We start from the raw sequence: 16855 nt of genomic DNA on the forward strand, positions 1-16855 counted from the left end.
GCGCGATCCGCCGTTCCGGGGCCGGAGAGGATGGTGCTGGTAGCGTCACGGCGACCATTGCCGGATGTGTGGCGATCATCCGTGGGAGGCGCAGACATGAAATTCTTGTTGCTGCAGAACTATCCAGGCACGGAGAACGTCGAGCCGATGGCGAACTGGCCGGCCGAGGACGTGGAAGCCCATCTGAAGTTCCAGAACGAACTGAACCGGCGACTCACCGAACTCGGTGAGCTGATCGACGTCCAGAGTCTCACCGGCCCGGACCTGGCCAAATTCGTCACCTCGGACGGCGTTGGCGCCACGGTGGTGACCGACGGCCCGTTTCCGGAGTTCAAGGAACTGCTCGCGGGTTACCGCATCATCGATGTCGAGTCCGAGGCCCGCGCCATCGAGATCGCCGAACAGGTCTCGGCAGCGCCCGGACCGGGCGGCCGGCCGCTACGGCAACCGATCGAAGTACGCCAGGTGCGGGGTTGCGTGTCCGCCGGGTCATGAGTCACGCCACGCGCTTGGAAGAACTGCTGCGCGAACTCGCGCCACAGGTACTGGGCGTCCTCATCCACCGGACCGGTGACTTCGACACCGCCGAGGACGCGGTGCAGGAGGCGTCGCTGGCAGCCGCTCTGCACTGGCCGCGGGACGGCATCCCGGACAGTCCGCGGAGTTGGCTGATCCAGACGGCCATGCGCAAGATGACCGACCAGATCCGCAGCAGCCGGGCCAGGCGCCGCCGCGAACAGGAAGTGGCCCGCCTCGAACCGCCGGCCGCGGAGGTCCCCGGTCACGACGACACCCTCACGCTGCTGTTCCTGTGCTGTCACCCCACCCTGACGCCGGCGTCCGCGATCGCGTTGACGCTGCGGGCGATCGCCGGACTCACGACCGCCCAGATCGCCAGGGCGTTCCTGGTGCCGGAGAATACGATGGGGCAGCGGATAAGCCGGGCGAAGCAACGACTCAAGGCCTCGGACGTGCCGTTCACGATGCCCACCGGCGAGGATCACCCACAGCGGCTGGACTCGGTGCTGCAGGTGCTCTACCTGCTGTTCAACGAGGGCCACACCAGCAGCACCGGCACCGGACTGCACCGCGCCGACCTCTCCGACGAGGCGATCCGGTTGACCCGGATGCCCCACTCCCGACTGCCCGACGACAGCGAGGTCACCGGTCTGCTGGCGCTGATGCTGCTCACCGACGCACGTCGACCCGCCCGCACCGGCCCGAACGGCGAGCTGGTCCCGCTGGACGAGCAGGACCGCAGCCGGTGGAACCGTCCGCTCATCACCGAAGGCGTCGCCCTGGTGACGGCGGCCATGTCACGCGGCCGGATCTGCAGGTACCAGCTGGAGGCGTCGATCGCCGCGCTGCACGCCCAGGCCCCGAGCGCCCGGCAGACCGCCTGGCCGCAGATTCTGGCGGTGTACGAAGCACTGCGGCGGCTGTCGGGCAACCCGATCGTCACACTCAACATGGCCGTCGCGGCAGCCATGGTGCACGGCCCGGCGGCCGGCCTGACGCTCCTGGAGCCGCTGGACGAACAGCTGGGCGGCCATCACCGGCTCGACGCGGTACGCGGACACCTGCTGGAGATGCTCGGCGACACGCACGCCGCGGGCACGCGCTACCGGGCAGCCGCCGACCGCACCACCAGTCTCCCCGAACGGCGGTACCTCTTCGCCCAGGCCGCCCGGCTGTGTGGTTGACAGGCACGGCTGGCGGCGCGAGTGCGTGTCGGCCGCCGTCCTGCGGCCGCACGGCACGCCCCCTGGACACGATGTCGAATTCCGATCGTCCGCTCCGTCCTACCCACGAGAGCCAGGACGGGCGGGCGGAGGGAGGGCCGTGTCGAGGCGGCCTCGCTGCGAACCGACCCCACAAGATCAACGAAAGGGACCAGCATGCGCAAACTCGTCGTGGTGAGCGCCGTGTCGATGGACGGCTTCTTCGAGGGCCCCGGGCGCGACCTCATGGCCGTGCCGATGGAGAACTGCTTCGGAACGTACAACCTCGAGCGGATGCAGGCGGCCGACACGGTGCTGCTCGGCGCCAACTCCTACGCGATGTTCTCGGGTCACTGGCCCCACGTCGCGAACGACAGTTCCGCTTTCGAGGCCGACCGAGAGTTCTCGAAGCGGTACAACGTCGTCGACAAGGTGGTCATCTCCGACCACGCGTCCCCTCCGGCGGCCGGTCATCCGTGGGCCGACAACACCCGCATCATCGCGCGGGCGGACGCCCCCAGGGAGGTCGCCAGCCTGAAGGAACAGGACGGCAGGGAGATCGTGACGTGGGGCAGCCGCACCACGTGGAACGCCCTCCTCCGGCAGGGCCTGGTCGATGAGCTCCACGTGCTGTACGGCCCGGCCGCTCTCGCCGGTGGCACCCCGCTGCTCGATCACCCGGTCGCGCTGCGGCGACTGGACGTGCGCGTGTTCGACGGCTTCGACACCGTGCTCGTCCGGTACGGGGTGCGGCAGACGCCCTGAGCGGGGGCGACGACGTACGCACGCCTCGGCGAGCGGTGCGGCCCGGTGGGTGCCACGTCGCCGGCGAGTTCGCGCAGCGGCCCCCACGGCCGGCCCTCGCCGCGGTCCGGGCCCCTCGCCCGGTCCCCGGACGCGACGCCGAGCGGCACCCGCTCGCCGTCGCGTCCGGGACCGGGATCTGCCTGCCGGAAACTACGGCGCTGTTCGATCGACGACGGAGAGCTGCTCGGCCAGGGCGACGATGATGCCCTCGGGGCCGCGGACGTAACAGAGCCGGTAACGGTTCTCGTACTGCGCCACCTCGCCGACCAGTTCGGCGCCGTGGGTACGCAACCGGGCGAGGACGTCCTCGATGTCGTCGACGGCGAACATGATACGACGTATGCCCAGCGTGTTCGGCGGTGCGATTTCCGGCTCGGCGCTGGTCGCCGCAGGCGCTTCGAATTTCGTCAGTTCGAGCCGCCCGTGGCCGTCCGGGGTCCGCATCATTGCGATTTCCACCCGCACGTCGTCGATTCCGACGACACGGTCCACCCAGCGTCCCTCGACCGGTCCTCGCCCCTCCAGCTCCATTCCGAGTTCGACGAAGAACGCGGCGGCGGCATCCAGGTCCTCGACGACGATACCGACGTGGTCCATTCGCTGAAGCGTCATGTCCCGGAGTATAGGGCCGCAGGCTCGATCGGCTCGGGAACGCCCTTTCGACCGACGTTCCTTTTCGGCGGGCACTCGACGCGCTGGGCGACGACATCCGCTCATCGGGTGCGACTTCGACGCCTGCCCGGGATCGCGAATCCGCCCCACGACAATTACTGCCGATCGACGCCGCGTACGCCCACGACGCCGGGCCGCGGGTACGCGTGTTCCGTCTCACCGCGGTCTTGCTCGGCGGGCCCCGGTGACGGGCCGGTACTCTTGATCGGGTACGGACTGTACCCATATGCCGCTATTTCGAGGGGTGACCATGCCCGATCACGCGTCCGACCCCATCGACCTCGCCCGCCTGCGGGAGGTGCTCGACGGACCGTGGGCCGAGGTACGCAACGCCCACCGGGACCACCTCGACGCCCGCTTCCTGCCCGTGTACGGCGAGACCGGCGACCAGGCACGGGAGCGGATCACCCGGCTGCTCGCCGAGCTCCCCGTCGGGCTGGGTATCGCGTCGGCCTTCCCCACCGAGTACGGCGGCAGGTCCGACGTCGGCGGCTCGATCGTGTCCAGCGAGATGCTGGCACAGGTCGACCTGTCGCTGATGGTCAAGGCAGGCGTGCAGTGGGGCCTGTTCGGCGGCGCGGTCGCGGCCCTCGGCACCCGGCGACACCACGACGCCTACCTGCGGGACATCGTCGCGGGCGAGGTCTTCGGCTGCTTCGCGATGACCGAGACCGGCCACGGCTCCGACGTCCAGCAGTTGCGCACCACCTGCACGTACGATCCGCGGACGCAGACCTTCGATCTGCACACCCCGCACGAGGCGGCCCGCAAGGACTACATCGGCAACGCGGCCCGGGACGGGCGGATGGCCGTGGTCTTCGCGCAGCTGATCACCAACGGACAGCGGCACGGCGTACACGCGTGGCTGGTCCCGATCCGCGACGCGCAGGGCGAGGCGATGCCCGGCGTGAGCATCGGTGACGCCGGGCCAAAGGCCGGCCTGCTCGGCGTCGACAACGGGCGGCTCAGCTTCGAGCACGTCCGGGTGCCGCGGGACATGCTGCTGGACCGCTACGGGCAGGTCGCGGAGGACGGGACGTACTCCAGCCCGATCGAGAGCGACTCCCGGCGCTTCTTCACCATGCTCGGCACCCTGGTCCGGGGCCGGGTGAGCGTGGGCGGCGCGGCGTCGGCGGCCACCAAGTCGGCGCTGACCATCGCGGTGCGCTACGGCGACATCCGCCGCCAGTTCGACACGCCCGACGCGGACCGGGAGGTGCTGCTCAACGACTACCTGGCCCACCAGCGCAAGCTGCTGCCCGCGCTGGCCACCACGTACGCCCTGCACTTCGCCCAGGCCGAACTGGTCGCCGCGCTCAGTGACGTGCAGGGCGGCGACGGGCCGGTCGACGAGCACCGGCAACGGGAGCTGGAGTCCCGGGCCGCCGGCCTCAAGGCCGCGCAGACCTGGCACGCGACCCGCACCATCCAGATGTGCCGCGAGGCGTGCGGCGGCGCCGGCTACCTGTCGGAGAACCGGCTGCCCAGCCTCAAGGCCGACACCGACGTCTTCACCACCTTCGAGGGCGACAACACGGTGCTGCTGCAGCTGGTGGCCAAGGGGCTGCTCACCGGCTACCGGGACGAGTTCGGCTCGTTGGACGGCTGGGGACGCGCCTCCTTCGTCGCCGAACAGGTCCGCGAGATGATGCTCGAACGCACCGCCGCGCGGTCGCTCATCGAGCGGCTGATCAGCGCCGTGCCCGGCCGCGACGAGGAGGTCGCCGTCACCGACCGCGGCTGGCAGCTCAAGGCCTTCGAGGACCGCGAGCGGCACCTCCTCGACGGCGCGGTCCGCCGCCTGCGCAACGGCGCGGCCACGAAGAAGGACCGCCCCTTCGACATCTTCAACGACGTCCAGGACCACGTCCTCGCCGTCGCGGCCGCGCACGTCGACCGGGTCACCCTGGAGGCGTTCGTCGCCGGCATCGAGGACACCCCGGACCCGGCGGTCCAGGCGCTGCTGTCCCGGGTCTGTGACCTGTACGCGCTCAGCGTCATCGAGGCCGACAAGGGATGGTTCCTGGAGCACGGCCGTCTCACGCCGGCCCGCAGCAAGGCGATCACCGGCGTGGTGAACGGACTACTCAAGGAGCTGCGCCCGCACATGCGGACCCTCGTGGACGGTTTCGCCATCCCCGACGCGTGGCTGCACTGCGCCATCCTGCGCGAGGAACCCCGCCGGCAGGAGACCATGGCCGCGCACGACGCCGCCGGTGAGCCGCAGGCGGTGCCGGCGTAGAACGGGACGCGTCGCGGCAGATCCGCGGCGACGTGTCCGGTCGCTGCCCGCCCCGGAAATCCGATGCCGACCGACGGGCCGGTGGGTACCGTCCTGGGACATGTCCCGAGTCAGCGTACGGCCGATGGAATCCGATGATCTGGCCGCGTGCGGCGTGCTGCTGGCCGACCGGCATCGCCGGCACAGGATGGCCGAGCCGCTGTTGTCCGCGCGGTTCTGCGAGGTCGACGCCGCGCGGCGCGAGCTGACCGCGGCGTTCGAGACGACCGAGGCATCGGGTGCGGTGGCACTGCGCGATGGCGCCCCGGTCGGCTTCGTCCTCGGCTCCCCGAAGTCGTCGTCGGTGTGGGGGCCGAACATCTGGGTGGAAGCGGCGGGGCAGGCGGTGACCGACGCGGAGGTGATGCGGGACCTGTACGCGGCGGCGGCCACCCGATGGGTCGGAGAGGGCCGGACGGCCCACTACGTGCTGGTGCCGGCGTACGACGCCGACCTCGTCCGGGCCTGGTTCCGACTCGGTTTCGGCCAGCAGCAGGCGCACGGCATCAGGCCTGCGGTCAGGACGCGGACGCGGACCGACGTCGCCGGGCTGTCGGTGCGTCGGGCCGTTCGTGCGGACATCCCGGCACTTGCCGAACTCGACATCGAACTTCCCCGGCAGCACGGGTCGTCCCCGACGTTCTCCCCGGGCGTGCTGTCGACCGTCGAGGAGAACCTGGCCGAGTGGGAGGAGGGCATCGCCGACACCGGATTCGCCACGTTCGTGGCCGAGTCGGACGGCCGCGTGGTCGGTTCGGCCATCGGATGCGCTCTGGAGAGGTCGAGTACGCATCTGAGCCTGGCCCGCCCGGACGACGCCGGATTCCTCGGCTTCGCCGCGGTCTTTCCCGAGGCGCGCGGCAGGGGCGTGGGCCGGGCACTCGGCGAGGCCGTCGTCGACTGGGCCGTCGACAGTGGATTCGGCTGCGTGGTGACCGACTGGCGGGTCACGAACCTGCTCGCGTCGCGCACCTGGCCGGCACTGGGATTCACCGAGTCCTTCCTCCGGCTGCACCGCACCGTCGCCGGCTGACCGTGTCGTCGGCGCGGCACGCCCGTCGCCCCCGCCGCTGAGGTCGGCGGGGCCGGGGCCGGGGCGGTCGAGCAGCGCCCGGCCGTGCGCCGGGTACCCGACGAATCCGGTTGGTGACAGTCGGTGTCCCTTCACCGGCGGCGGCGTTCCTGACACTCTGCTTCCGATGGGTGACCCTTCGGAAGGGGCAGGTCAGGAGCGATGGCGAAGCGTTGGTTGATCACAGGATGTTCGAGCGGACTCGGTCGGGCCCTCGCGGCCCGGCTCGCCGCCGAGGGGGAACAGGTGGTGGCGACGGCCCGGCGGCCGGAGACCCTCGACGAACTGGTGGCCCGGCATCCCGGCAACGTGGTGGCCGCCGCCCTGGACGTACGGGATCCGGCGCAGTGCGCGGCGGCGGTCGAGCGGGCGGTGGACGCCTTCGGCGGGGTCGACGTCCTGGTCAACAACGCCGCCTACGGGCAGTTCGGCACCTTCGAGGAGGTCTCCGACGCGGAACTCGCCGCGCAGTTCGACACCAACGTGTTCGGGCCGTGGCGGCTCACCCGGGCCGTACTGCCGGTGTGGCGGGCGCAGCGCCGCGGGCACGCGGTCTTCGTCAGCTCGGTCGCCGGTGTGGTCCCCTTCCCCGGGCTGGCCGCGTACACGGCGAGCAAGTTCGCGATGGAGGGGGCGGCCGAGTCGCTGGCCGCCGAGGCCGGGCACCTCGGGGTGAAGGTCACCATCCTGCAGCCGGGCGGCTTCGCCACCGGCTACAGCGCCAATCTGGTCATGCCGCAGCACCGGATAGCGGACTACACGCCCGTCAGCGACGGCCTGCTCGGCGCGCTGCGCGGCATGAACACCAAGATCGAGGTGAACTCCCCCGCGCTCTTCGCGGACGTGGTCTGGCGGCTCGGCCAGATGGAGTCGCCGCCGCTGCGGCTGCCGGTGGGACCGGACTCGGAGACCTTCCTGGAGGCCGCCTACGACGCCCGGCGCAGCGAGTACGACCAGGTGGTCAAGGCGGGCCACCACACCCTCGCGTGACACCGGCCCGGAGTCGCTCGAGTTCGCGGAGCCCTGCGCGCGAGGTGGCGGTGCGGCTCCCGTCCGGCCCGCCGGCCCGGCCGGGGGCGGCCGCCCCCCCCCCGCGCCGGCCGGCGGGGCAGCGCCCGCCGCCCCGCCTATGTCAGCGGTGCGACCCGCGTCCGGCGCGTGGGCCGGGCGCAGCCCTCGTGGCCGCCGCCCGGCCCCGGCGCAGAGCGCGTTCCTTCCCCGCCGTTGGTGTTGCCGGTCAGTTGTTGAGGTTGGCCAGCAGGGCGTTGGCCATGCCCTGCTCGCCCCGGGCGTTGGGGTGGAACGGGGCGGCGGCGTTCTGCGGGACCAGCCCCTCGACCCACCGGGTGCTGCTGCTCCTGCACGTGTCGTGGCCGACCGACGGGGCGTAGACGTCGGCGTAGCTGGCGCTGTTCGCCGCCGCGGTGTCGGCGAGCATCCTGTTCAGCGACTTCTGGACGCCACGCAGGTACGGCACGTCCTGGTAGGCGATCGGGACCACGGGCCAGCAGCCGTAGCCGCTGTCCGGCAGGATCGCCGGATACCCGAGCACCACGATCCGCGCACCCGGGGCGGCCCGGCGGACCGCCTGCAGCACGGCGGTCACCTTCGGCGCGGTGGCGGCGATCCTGGCCTGCAGCTGGTCCACGCCACCGGCGGTGTACCGGTTCTTGCACGGGGAGCCGAGCGGGCTCTTCAGGCTCGCCTCCGCGCAGTCGCCGATGATGCCGGAGAAGCCGATGTCGTTGCCGCCGATCTGCACGGTGACCAGGCTCGTGTCCGGGGTGACCGCGCTGAGCTGCGGCGGCAACGAGATGCCCAGTGCGCCGTTGCCGCCGACGAGGATGTCCTCCGTGGTGGCCCCGGAACAGCTCACGTCGGCGAACGACGACGAGCCGGCGGAGGCGGCCACCAGCGACGGGTAGTTGCGGTTGGAGCGCAGGCAGTTCAGGTCGACCTGGGTGGGCACCAGCGGGGCGGAGGTGTACGAGTCACCCAGCGCGACGTAGCGCCCGGTGGGTGCGGCGGCGTTGGCCGGCACGGCGAAGGCGAACAGCACACCGGCGGTGGCCGCGGCGAACGCGGCCAGCCGGCCGGCCGCGGCGAGCAGCGGCAGGCGGGGACGGGTCATGGCAACTCCCAGAGGGGATCATGGTGGGTGCCGTGATTCTGTCCGCGCCGTCGTCGAACGTCAATATCGATGGCGATTGTTCGCGGCGGACGCATGCGAGTCGGTGCGGACACGGCGGCGGGGCCGCCGGTGCGTCCGGCGGCCCCGCTGCTGTGCCGTCTCTCAGACGATCTCCACTCCGTAGACGCTCAGCGCCTCGGTGACCGGCTGGAAGTAGGTGGTCCCGCCGGAGGAACAGTTGCCGCTGCCACCCGAGGTCAGGCCCAGGGCGGTGCTCCCGCTGAAGAGCGCGCCGCCGCTGTCGCCGGGCTCGGCGCAGACCGTGGTGCGGATCAGGCCGCTGACGCTGCCCTCGGCGTAGTTCACCGTGGCGTCGGTCGCCTCGACGGCGCCGCCGTGCAGACCCGTGGTGCTGCCGGAGCGCTGCACCGACTGCCCGACGAAGGCGTCGGCCGCGCCGGTGATGTCGCGGGTGGTGCCGTCGTACAGGTAGACGCTGCCGTCGGCGGCGGCCGGGTCGGTGTGCCGCACGAGGCCGTAGTCGTCACCGGGGAAGCTGCCGGTGCCGCCGGTGCCGAGCAGGTTGCCCTGCCCGGAGTCGGCGTACCAGTTGGCGGTGATGTCGGTGCAGTGCCCGGCGGTGAGGAAGTAGTGGGTGTCCCCACTGCGGACGTTGAAGCCCAACGAGCAGCGGCCGCCGCCCTCGGCGTAGATGGCCTCGCCGCCGGCGGCCCGGGTGCTGAGGGTGCCGGACTCCCGCTGGATGCGGACGGTGCCGTTGAGCCGTTCGGCGACGGCCTTTACGCGTTCGAGCTTCGCGCCGGTCACCGTGCTGTCGACGGAGACCACGACCTGGTTGGTCGCCGGGTCGGTCCACCATGCGGTGCCCGGCACCCGCGCGGCGCTGTCCAGGGCGGCGGTGGCCCGGGCGAGGTCGTCGGCACCGCGGGTGACGAGCTTCGGGGTGGCGCCGGCCGCGCGGACCTTGCGGGCAGCGGCGTCGTCGGTCACCGTGACGACCATGGCGCCGTCGGCCCCGGCGTACGCCCCACCGGAGCGGTCGCCGAGTGCGGCGGCGAGCGCGGTGGCTTGACCTGGCGAGGCGGGCGTAGCGGGTGCTGCCTGAGCGGGACTGCTGGTCAGCGTGCCGACGACCAGCGCCCCGGCCACCGACAGTGCGGTGACGCGGCGCAGCGGAGACCCGGAGAGTCGCATGTGGTACCTCCATGGAGCTGAGCACGGGCTGCCTTTCAGGTAGCCCCGGGCACCCGATCGGTTGGTGGGGGCCACCCGACCGGAGGCGTCGAAGTATTCATAGGTCTCATATTGATTGCAAGAGTGATGGTTGGCCGGACTAAGCCGCTTCTCATACCTTGGGTCCGGACAGCCCGACGAGTGGCGCCTGCGGCGATTAGGGGGTATTCGTCGACCATTCGCAGGTCAGCAAGTCCGGCCCGCGACCCGCCGGACCAACTCCGGTCACCCCGACGACCGCATGGCGGGACAAGGCAGATTTCGAGGAGCCGAGGCTGCCGACGCCGGTCCGGCGGTCCTCCGACCGGCACCGCCGACGGACGCCGTCGGGCCCCGGCGGGACCGCACGAGCGCACACTCGACGTCGGGACCACCGCGGCGCGAGAGAGCGCCCGTCGGTCACGGCGTCAGGGCCCAGAGCGCGTCAGGGTTGAGAGCCTCGCCCGCCGCGACCGGAGCGGGCGACGGTCTCCGGGCCGGGGTGGAGTCCTAGCGGCGCGGTGGTGCTGCGACGCTGCGGCGGGCGACCAGGCTCGGTGCGACCGTCTGCCGCAACGGGCCGGCGACGGGCGACTCGATCTGGGCGAGCAGCATGTCCAGGCTCGCCCGGGCGACCGCGGCGAAGTCGGGCCGCACGGTGGTCAGCGGCGGAATGAAGTACGCCGCCTCCGGCACGTCGTCGAAGCCGACCACACTGATGTCGTCGGGCACCCGCCGGCCGTGCTCGTGCAACGCCCGCAGCACGCCGAGCGCCAGGTGGTCGTTGGCGGTGAAGACCGCCGTGACCTCCGGCATCCGGGCGAGCATCTGCCCGCACCGGTAGCCGGCCGCCGCGGACCAGTCCGCCGGGACCAGCGGCGGCACCTCGGCGCCGGCCAGTTGCAGGGCCTCCCGCCATCCTTCGATCCGGCCCGCGCTGTCGAACCAGTCCGGCGGGCCGGAGACGTGCCAGACCGTGCGGTGCCCCGCGTCGAGGAGGTGCTGCGTGGCGGCCCGGGCACCGGCGGCCTGGTCGACCGTCACCAGCGGAATCGGCCGGCGCGGGTCACCGTCGACGGTGACCAGGGGCACGTCCTGGGGAAGTCGTTCGAGGGCCTCCCCGGCCGACTCCACCGGCGCGATCACGACGATGCCGGCGACCCGGTGCGCGAGATGCCGCTCCACCGCCGCGGAGATGGACCGGTGGTCCAGGTCGCTCACGCTGCCGACGCTGACCGCGAAGCCCGCCTCGGCGGCCGCCTGTTCCAGCGCGGCCAGCAGCGACGCCGGGCCGTAGAGGGTGGTGTTCTGCGCGACCACACCGATCACCTGGGACCGGCCGGTCACCAGTGCCCGCGCGGCCCGGTTGGGCCGGTAGCCCAGCTCGGCGATCGCCGCCTGGACCCGAAGCCGCGTCTGCTCGCGCACGTTGGGGTGCCCGTTGAGAACCCGGGAGACCGTCTGGTGGGAGACGCCGGCGAGGCGGGCCACGTCCGTCATCGCGGGACTACGCACGGCCGCCTCACCTTCCCCGCCTGCCCGTCGGCGATCGCGCACGTCGACGTCGACGGGAGCGGCCTTCGTGGTGCTGAATCCGCCCTCCCATCCGCCACGGCGACGTGTGCCGGGTGACCGAGGTTGGAACGTCAGCAGTCTACGCCAGCCGTCCGGTCGCCCAGAGCACGGCTGAGCCCACCGGTCCGGCACGGCGTCGCCGGACCGCCTCCCCCGGGGTACGGCGAGGATCACCGGGACCAGCGACGCATGGGCGGGTCAGAACCCCCGGGCCAGCCGGTAGTAGGCCTGGTTCCACCGGATCTCGTCGGCGAAGCGGCGCGGGTCGGTGTGCTCGTCGATGACGAGCAGTTCGGTCCGCGTCATCTCGGCCAGGTCGTGCAGCTCCTCGACGCCCACCGCCTGGGACAGCACGGTGTGGTGGGGGGCGCCGGCGGTGATCCAGGCCTCCGCCGAGCCGGCCAGGTGCGGGCGGGGCCGCCACACGGCCCGCGCGACCGGCAGCCGACGCAGTGGGTACGGCGGCGCCACCACGTCGACCTCGTTGGCCACCAGACGGAAGCGGTCCCCCATGTCGGCGAGGCCGAGGACCACCGCCGGACCGGGCGCGGCGTCGAACACCAACCGGACGGGGTCCTCGCGCCCGCCGATGCTCAACGGGTGGATCTCCACCCTGGGGGTGTCGCCGGCGATCGTCGGGCACACCTCGAGCATGTGGGCGCCGAGCACCAGCTCGTCGCCGGGCGTCAGGTCGTAGGTGTAGTCCTCCATGAAGGACGTCCCACCCTCGACCCCGACCGTCATCGACTTGAGCGAATGGAGCAGCGCCGAGGTCTTCCAGTCGCCCTCCCCGCCGAAGCCGTAGCCGTCGGCCATGAGGCGCTGCACGGCGATGCCCGGGAGCTGGCGCAGGCCGCCGAGGTCCTCGAAGTTCGTGGTGAAGGCCCGGAAGCCGCCCTCGTCGAGGAACGCACGCAGGCCCAGTTCGAGACGCGCGGCGTAGCGCAGCGAGAGGTGCCGCGCTCCGCCCTGGCGCAGCTGCGGGTCGATCCGGAAGGTGTCGTCGTACTCCTTGACCAGGTCGTCGACCTGCGCCTCAGCGACCTGGTCGACGACCGCGACGAGGTCGTTGACGCCGTAGGTGTTCACCGAGACGCCGAAGCGAAGCTCCGCCTCGACCTTGTCGCCCTCGGTCACCGCGACGTCGCGCATGTTGTCACCGAAACGCGCCAGCCGCAGCGACCGCAGCGCCGAGTACCCGAGCGCGGCCCGGGCCCACGCGCCGATCCGGGCGGTCACCCGGGGGTCGCTGACGTGCCCGGCGACGGTCTTGCGGGCCACGCCGAGGCGGGTCTGGATGAAGCCGAACTCGCGGTCGCCGTGCGCGGCCTGGTTCAGGTTCATGAAGTCCATGTCGATCTCGTCCCAGGGCAGCAGGACGTTGGCCTGGGTGTGCAGGTGCAGCAGCGGCGTCCGCAGGGCGTCCAGGCCGGCGATCCACATCTTGGCCGGTGAGAAGGTGTGCATCCAGGCGATCACCCCGACTGCGCCCTGCACGGCGGCGTCCCGACACGCGTTGAGAATGTCGCTGCTGGAGGTCAGGACCGGCTTCCAGACCACGCGGACGGGGATCCCCGGCGAGCCGTCGAGCTGCGCGGCGATCTGCCGGGACTGGTCGGCGACCTGCCGGAGGGTGTCCGCGCCGTAGAGGCCCTGGCTGCCGGTGAGGAACCAGACCTCGGGTTCAGGTTGGGTTGCCATGCAATTGCCTTCCGGGAGGGCGGTCACTTGAAGCGGATGCCGATGAGGCGCTGCAGGAGGATGAAGGCGAAGAGCAGGCCACCGATCACGATCCTCGTCCACCAGGAGTTGAGGCTCCCGTCGAAGGTGATCAGGGTCTGGATCACGCCGAGCACCAGCACACCGAGCACGGTGCCGAACACGTAGCCGGACCCGCCGGTGAGCACGGTGCCGCCGATGACCACGGCCGCGATCACGTCGAGTTCCATGCCGACGGCGATCAGCGGCGCCCCGGAGAGCGTGTAGAACGACAGCAGGATGCCGCCGATGGCAGAGCACAACCCGCTGACCGTGTAGACGGCGATCCGGGTGCGGCCCACCGGAAGGCCCATCAGCAGCGCCGACTGCGGGTTGCCGCCGATCGCGTACACGTTGCGGCCGAAGCGGGTGTACGTCAGCACGTAGGCGGCGACGAGCACCACCGCGAACGCGATCAGCACGCTGATCGACACGAAGTTCCCGCCGGGATCGCCGATGCGCTCCTGCGACACGGCCGTGAAGAACCCGTCGGTGATGGGGATCGACGCGTCACTGATGAACGTGCACATGCCCCGGGCGAAGAACATCCCGGCGAGGGTGGCGATGAACGGCTGGATCTCGAAGAAGTGGATCGCGCAGCCCATCAGGAAGCCGAGGGTCGGGCCGATCAGCAGCGCGACGACCAGCACCAGGGCCGCGGGCAGCCCGTCCTGGAGCAGCGACGCCGACACCATCGCGGTCATCGCGACGACGGAGCCGACCGACAGGTCGATGCCGCCGGTGAGGATCACGAAGGTCATGCCGACCGCGACGACCAGCAGGAACCCGTTGTCGATGAAGACGTTGAAGACGACCTGCACGTTGGAGAACGCCCGGTACTGGGACACGCCGACGCCGTACATGACCAGCAGCAGGGCGAGGGTGGCCAGGACCGGCACGTGCCGCCGGGGCACCCGGGGCCGCCAGGCGCGGCCGGTGGTCAGGGACGTGCTGCTCATGCCGCCACCTGCTCCTTCTCCCGCCGCGGCGCCGCCGGCCCGGGCGTGGTTCCGCCACGGCGGCGGCTGAACCTGGCCCGGAACGCCGGCGACTGGATGAGGCAGACGGCGACGACGACGACCGCCTTGAACAGCAGGGCCGTCTGCGGCGAGATGTTCATGGCGTAGACCGAGGTGGTGAGGGTCTGGATGATCAACGCGCCGAGGACGGTGCCGCCGAGGGAGAACCGGCCACCGGCGAGGGACGTCCCGCCGATGACCACCGCGAGGATCGCGTCGAGCTCCACCCAGAGGCCGGCGGCGTTGCCGTCGGCGCTGGAGACGTTGGCGGTCATCATGAATCCGGCGACCGCGGCGCAGGCGGCGCTGAGCACGTACACGAGGAAGATGACGCGGCCGGAGCGGATGCCGGCCAGCCGGCTCGCCTCGGCGTTGCCGCCGACGGACTCGACGATCAGGCCGAGCGCGGTACGGCGGGTGAAGGCGGCGATGAGCAGGGCCGCCGCGAGTGCGACGAAGACGGCCAGTGGCAGGGTCAGGAGGTGTCCGAGCCCGATCGCCCGGTACGCACCGGAATTGATCGTGATGATCTGCCCCTCGGTGACCAGTTGCGCGAGCCCCCGGCCGGCCACCATGAGGATCAGCGTGGCGATGATGGGCTGGATCCCGACGACGGCGACCAGCACCCCGTTCCAGGCGCCGAGCACGAGCGCGGCACCGAAGGCCAGCGCGAGCGCCGTGAACACGGTCGACGGGCTGTTCTGGTCGGGTGCCTGGCTGATGTGCAGGCAGGCGATGGCACCACTGATGGCACAGACCGATCCGACGGACAGGTCGATGCCTCCGGTGGCGATGACGAGGGTCATGCCCAGCGCGACCAGCATCAGCGGTGCGCTCAGCCGGAGGATGTCGACCAGGGTGCCGTAGAGGTGCCCGTCCTTGACCTCGACGGAGAGGAAGCCGGGCCGGTGGACCGTGTTGGCCAGGATCATGACCACCAGCACGAGTACCGGCCAGAACAGGCGGTGGCCGGTCAGCGGACGGAGGCGCTCGGCGACGGCGTTCATCGGATCGCCTCCGTGCTGCCGGCGCCACGGGCGATGGTCCGCATGACGCGGTCGGCGTCGAGCGTGTCGTCGTTGTCGAGTTGGGCGACCATCGTCCGGTCACGCATCACGGCGACGCGGTGGCTCAGCCGCAGCACCTCCTCCAGCTCGGCGGAGATGAACAGCACCGCCATGCCGTCGTCGGAGAGCCGCACCACCAGCTTCTGGATCTCGGCCTTCGCACCGATGTCGATCCCACGGGTGGGCTCGTCGAGGATCAGCAGCCGCGGCTCGGTGATGAGCCAGCGGGCCAGGAGCACCTTCTGCTGGTTGCCGCCGGAGAGGTTGCGCACCGGCAGGTCCGGGTTCGCCGGCCGGATGCTGAGCGCTTGGACGTACCTCTCGACCAGCTCGTCCTGCCTGCGGCGGGGAATCGGCCGCAGCCAACCGCGGGCCGCCTGCATCGCGAGGATCATGTTCTCCCGCACCGACAGCTCGGGGATGACGCCCTCCGCGCGGCGGTTCTCGGAGCAGAACCCGACGCCGCGGTCGATGGCCTGGCCCGGGTGGCGCAACTGCGTCCCGCCGCCGTCGATGACGACCCTGCCGTGGTCGGCGCGGTCGGCACCGAACAGCAGGCGCGCCACCTCGGTGCGACCGCTGCCGAGCAGGCCGGCGAGCCCGACCACCTCACCGGCGTGGATCCGCAGGCTGAAGGGGGCGACCGCGCCCTTGCGGCCCAGCGCCGACGCGTCCACCAGCGGGGCCGCGTCGGACCGGACGGCAGGGGCCCGCTTCTGCTGCTCGTCGAGGCGCTCCAGGACGTCGAGCTCCTTGCCGATCATCTTCTCGACGAGGCTCAACTGTGGCAGTTCCCCGGTCACGTACTCCCCCACCAGGGCGCCGTTGCGCAGCACGGTGATGCGGTCGGCGATGCCGTAGACCTGGTCGAGGAAGTGGGTGACGAACAGGATGGCGATGCCCTCGTCACGCAGCTGCCGCATGATCCGGAACAGTTGCGCGACCTCACCGGCGTCCAGGCTGGAGGTCGGCTCGTCCAGGATCAGCACCCGGGCGCGCACGCCGATCGCGCGGGCGATGGCGACCATCTGCTGCACCGCCAGGGAGTACGCCCCGAGCTGCGCGGTGACGTCGACGTCGAGGTCCAGCCGGGCGAGCAGTTCCCGCGCCCGCCGGCGCATCTCGCCCCAGCGGATCGCGCCGAGACGGCGAGGCTCCCGACCGATGAAGACGTTCTCCGCCACCGACAGGTTGGCGCAGAGGTTGACCTCCTGGTAGACGGTGCTCACACCGGCGGCGGACGCCTGCATCGGGCCGCTGAAGCTGACCTGCTCACCGTCGAGGACGACGGCGCCCTCGTCGATGGGATGGACGCCGGTCATCACCTTGATCAGGGTCGACTTGCCGGCACCGTTCTCGCCCATCAGGGCGTGGACCTCGCCCGGGAACAGCCTGAAGTCGACGTCGTGGAGCGCGCGTACGCCGGGGAAGGTCTTGCTGATCCCGGTCATGGTCAGGACCGGACGGCTACCCGTCATCTGATCGGACCTCTTCTGGATAGTGCCGGCACGAAGGAGCC

The 16855-nt window shown here is 71.4% G+C and carries 14 protein-coding genes; 6 read left to right on the top strand and 8 right to left on the bottom strand.

What is annotated here, in order from left to right; all coding sequences use genetic code 11:
- The first annotated feature begins 96 nt into the window (after nucleotides 1-96).
- The 3 genes from V6U77_RS10060 (at nucleotide 97) to V6U77_RS10070 (ending at nucleotide 2486) form a co-directional block, all read left to right on the top strand.
- Nucleotides 97-495, top strand: a complete 399-nt coding sequence (locus V6U77_RS10060) for a YciI family protein (protein ID WP_334605984.1) — start codon at nucleotides 97-99, stop codon at nucleotides 493-495.
- Nucleotides 492-1703, top strand: a complete 1212-nt coding sequence (locus V6U77_RS10065; RefSeq protein ID WP_334605985.1) for an RNA polymerase sigma factor — start codon at nucleotides 492-494, stop codon at nucleotides 1701-1703. Before V6U77_RS10060 ends, V6U77_RS10065 begins: the two co-directional genes overlap by 4 nt.
- Nucleotides 1704-1898: 195 nt before the next feature.
- Nucleotides 1899-2486 (top strand): dihydrofolate reductase family protein, encoded by a 588-nt coding sequence (locus tag V6U77_RS10070; protein WP_334605986.1) that lies wholly within the window; start codon nucleotides 1899-1901, stop codon nucleotides 2484-2486.
- Nucleotides 2487-2678: 192 nt separating this feature from the next.
- Here V6U77_RS10070 and V6U77_RS10075 read toward each other — a convergent pair whose 3' ends face one another.
- The gene (locus V6U77_RS10075) at nucleotides 2679-3140 is read right to left on the bottom strand and encodes a VOC family protein (protein WP_334605987.1); all 462 of its coding nucleotides are present in this window, start codon (nucleotides 3138-3140) and stop codon (nucleotides 2679-2681) included.
- A 310-nt stretch (nucleotides 3141-3450) separates the two neighbouring features.
- On the opposite strand from V6U77_RS10075, the gene V6U77_RS10080 reads away from it, so the two are divergent.
- The 3 genes from V6U77_RS10080 to V6U77_RS10090 all read left to right on the top strand — a co-directional run bounded on the left by V6U77_RS10080 (nucleotide 3451) and on the right by V6U77_RS10090 (nucleotide 7543).
- A complete protein-coding gene (locus V6U77_RS10080; protein WP_334605988.1) occupies nucleotides 3451-5442 on the top strand; it encodes an acyl-CoA dehydrogenase family protein in 1992 nt (663 codons plus the stop codon).
- Nucleotides 5443-5566: 124 nt separating this feature from the next.
- Nucleotides 5567-6514, top strand: coding sequence for a GNAT family N-acetyltransferase (locus V6U77_RS10085; RefSeq protein ID WP_334605989.1), 948 nt, complete (start codon nucleotides 5567-5569; stop codon nucleotides 6512-6514).
- A gap of 201 nt (nucleotides 6515-6715) precedes the next feature.
- A complete protein-coding gene (locus V6U77_RS10090; protein WP_334605990.1) occupies nucleotides 6716-7543 on the top strand; it encodes an SDR family oxidoreductase in 828 nt (275 codons plus the stop codon).
- Nucleotides 7544-7790: 247 nt separating this feature from the next.
- Here the strand turns inward: V6U77_RS10090 and V6U77_RS10095 are convergent, their stop codons facing one another.
- From V6U77_RS10095 to V6U77_RS10125, 7 genes are all read right to left on the bottom strand, one after another.
- Nucleotides 7791-8684, bottom strand: a complete 894-nt coding sequence (locus V6U77_RS10095; RefSeq protein WP_334605991.1) for an SGNH/GDSL hydrolase family protein — start codon at nucleotides 8682-8684, stop codon at nucleotides 7791-7793.
- A 162-nt stretch (nucleotides 8685-8846) separates the two neighbouring features.
- On the bottom strand, nucleotides 8847-9899 hold the full coding sequence (locus tag V6U77_RS10100) for a S1 family peptidase (protein ID WP_334605992.1): 1053 nt from the start codon (nucleotides 9897-9899) through the stop codon (nucleotides 8847-8849).
- A gap of 528 nt (nucleotides 9900-10427) precedes the next feature.
- Nucleotides 10428-11417 carry a LacI family DNA-binding transcriptional regulator gene (locus V6U77_RS10105; RefSeq protein WP_334606030.1) on the bottom strand — a complete coding sequence of 330 codons (990 nt, stop codon included), beginning with the start codon at nucleotides 11415-11417 and terminating at the stop codon, nucleotides 10428-10430.
- Nucleotides 11418-11690: 273 nt separating this feature from the next.
- Entirely contained in the window at nucleotides 11691-13193 is a 1503-nt protein-coding gene (gene araA / locus V6U77_RS10110; protein WP_334605993.1) for an L-arabinose isomerase, read from the bottom strand.
- Between the two features lie 23 nt (nucleotides 13194-13216).
- The gene (gene yjfF, locus V6U77_RS10115; RefSeq protein WP_334605994.1) at nucleotides 13217-14209 is read right to left on the bottom strand and encodes a galactofuranose ABC transporter, permease protein YjfF; all 993 of its coding nucleotides are present in this window, start codon (nucleotides 14207-14209) and stop codon (nucleotides 13217-13219) included.
- A complete protein-coding gene (locus V6U77_RS10120; protein ID WP_334605995.1) occupies nucleotides 14206-15276 on the bottom strand; it encodes an ABC transporter permease in 1071 nt (356 codons plus the stop codon). The genes yjfF and V6U77_RS10120 overlap by 4 nt, the downstream gene beginning before the upstream one ends.
- Nucleotides 15273-16814 (bottom strand): sugar ABC transporter ATP-binding protein, encoded by a 1542-nt coding sequence (locus V6U77_RS10125; RefSeq protein WP_334605996.1) that lies wholly within the window; start codon nucleotides 16812-16814, stop codon nucleotides 15273-15275. Before V6U77_RS10125 ends, V6U77_RS10120 begins: the two co-directional genes overlap by 4 nt.
- Nucleotides 16815-16855: the final 41 nt, after the last annotated feature.

The organism is Micromonospora sp. CPCC 205546 (assembly GCF_036902715.1).
In the GTDB taxonomy this organism is placed as follows: Bacteria; Actinomycetota; Actinomycetes; order Mycobacteriales; family Micromonosporaceae; genus Micromonospora.

Bases quoted from the DNA above. Each gene is read 5' to 3' on its own strand.
- V6U77_RS10060 (WP_334605984.1), top strand. From the start codon at position 97: ATGAAATTCTTGTTGCTGCAGAACTATCCAGGCACGGAGAACGTCGAG.
- V6U77_RS10065 (WP_334605985.1), top strand. From the start codon at position 492: ATGAGTCACGCCACGCGCTTGGAAGAACTGCTGCGCGAACTCGCGCCA.
- V6U77_RS10070 (WP_334605986.1), top strand. From the start codon at position 1,899: ATGCGCAAACTCGTCGTGGTGAGCGCCGTGTCGATGGACGGCTTCTTC.
- V6U77_RS10075 (WP_334605987.1), bottom strand. From the start codon at position 3,140: ATGACGCTTCAGCGAATGGACCACGTCGGTATCGTCGTCGAGGACCTG.
- V6U77_RS10080 (WP_334605988.1), top strand. From the start codon at position 3,451: ATGCCCGATCACGCGTCCGACCCCATCGACCTCGCCCGCCTGCGGGAG.
- V6U77_RS10085 (WP_334605989.1), top strand. From the start codon at position 5,567: ATGGAATCCGATGATCTGGCCGCGTGCGGCGTGCTGCTGGCCGACCGG.
- V6U77_RS10090 (WP_334605990.1), top strand. From the start codon at position 6,716: ATGGCGAAGCGTTGGTTGATCACAGGATGTTCGAGCGGACTCGGTCGG.
- V6U77_RS10095 (WP_334605991.1), bottom strand. From the start codon at position 8,684: ATGACCCGTCCCCGCCTGCCGCTGCTCGCCGCGGCCGGCCGGCTGGCC.
- V6U77_RS10100 (WP_334605992.1), bottom strand. From the start codon at position 9,899: ATGCGACTCTCCGGGTCTCCGCTGCGCCGCGTCACCGCACTGTCGGTG.
- V6U77_RS10105 (WP_334606030.1), bottom strand. From the start codon at position 11,417: ATGACGGACGTGGCCCGCCTCGCCGGCGTCTCCCACCAGACGGTCTCC.
- araA (WP_334605993.1), bottom strand. From the start codon at position 13,193: ATGGCAACCCAACCTGAACCCGAGGTCTGGTTCCTCACCGGCAGCCAG.
- yjfF (WP_334605994.1), bottom strand. From the start codon at position 14,209: ATGAGCAGCACGTCCCTGACCACCGGCCGCGCCTGGCGGCCCCGGGTG.
- V6U77_RS10120 (WP_334605995.1), bottom strand. From the start codon at position 15,276: ATGAACGCCGTCGCCGAGCGCCTCCGTCCGCTGACCGGCCACCGCCTG.
- V6U77_RS10125 (WP_334605996.1), bottom strand. From the start codon at position 16,814: ATGACGGGTAGCCGTCCGGTCCTGACCATGACCGGGATCAGCAAGACC.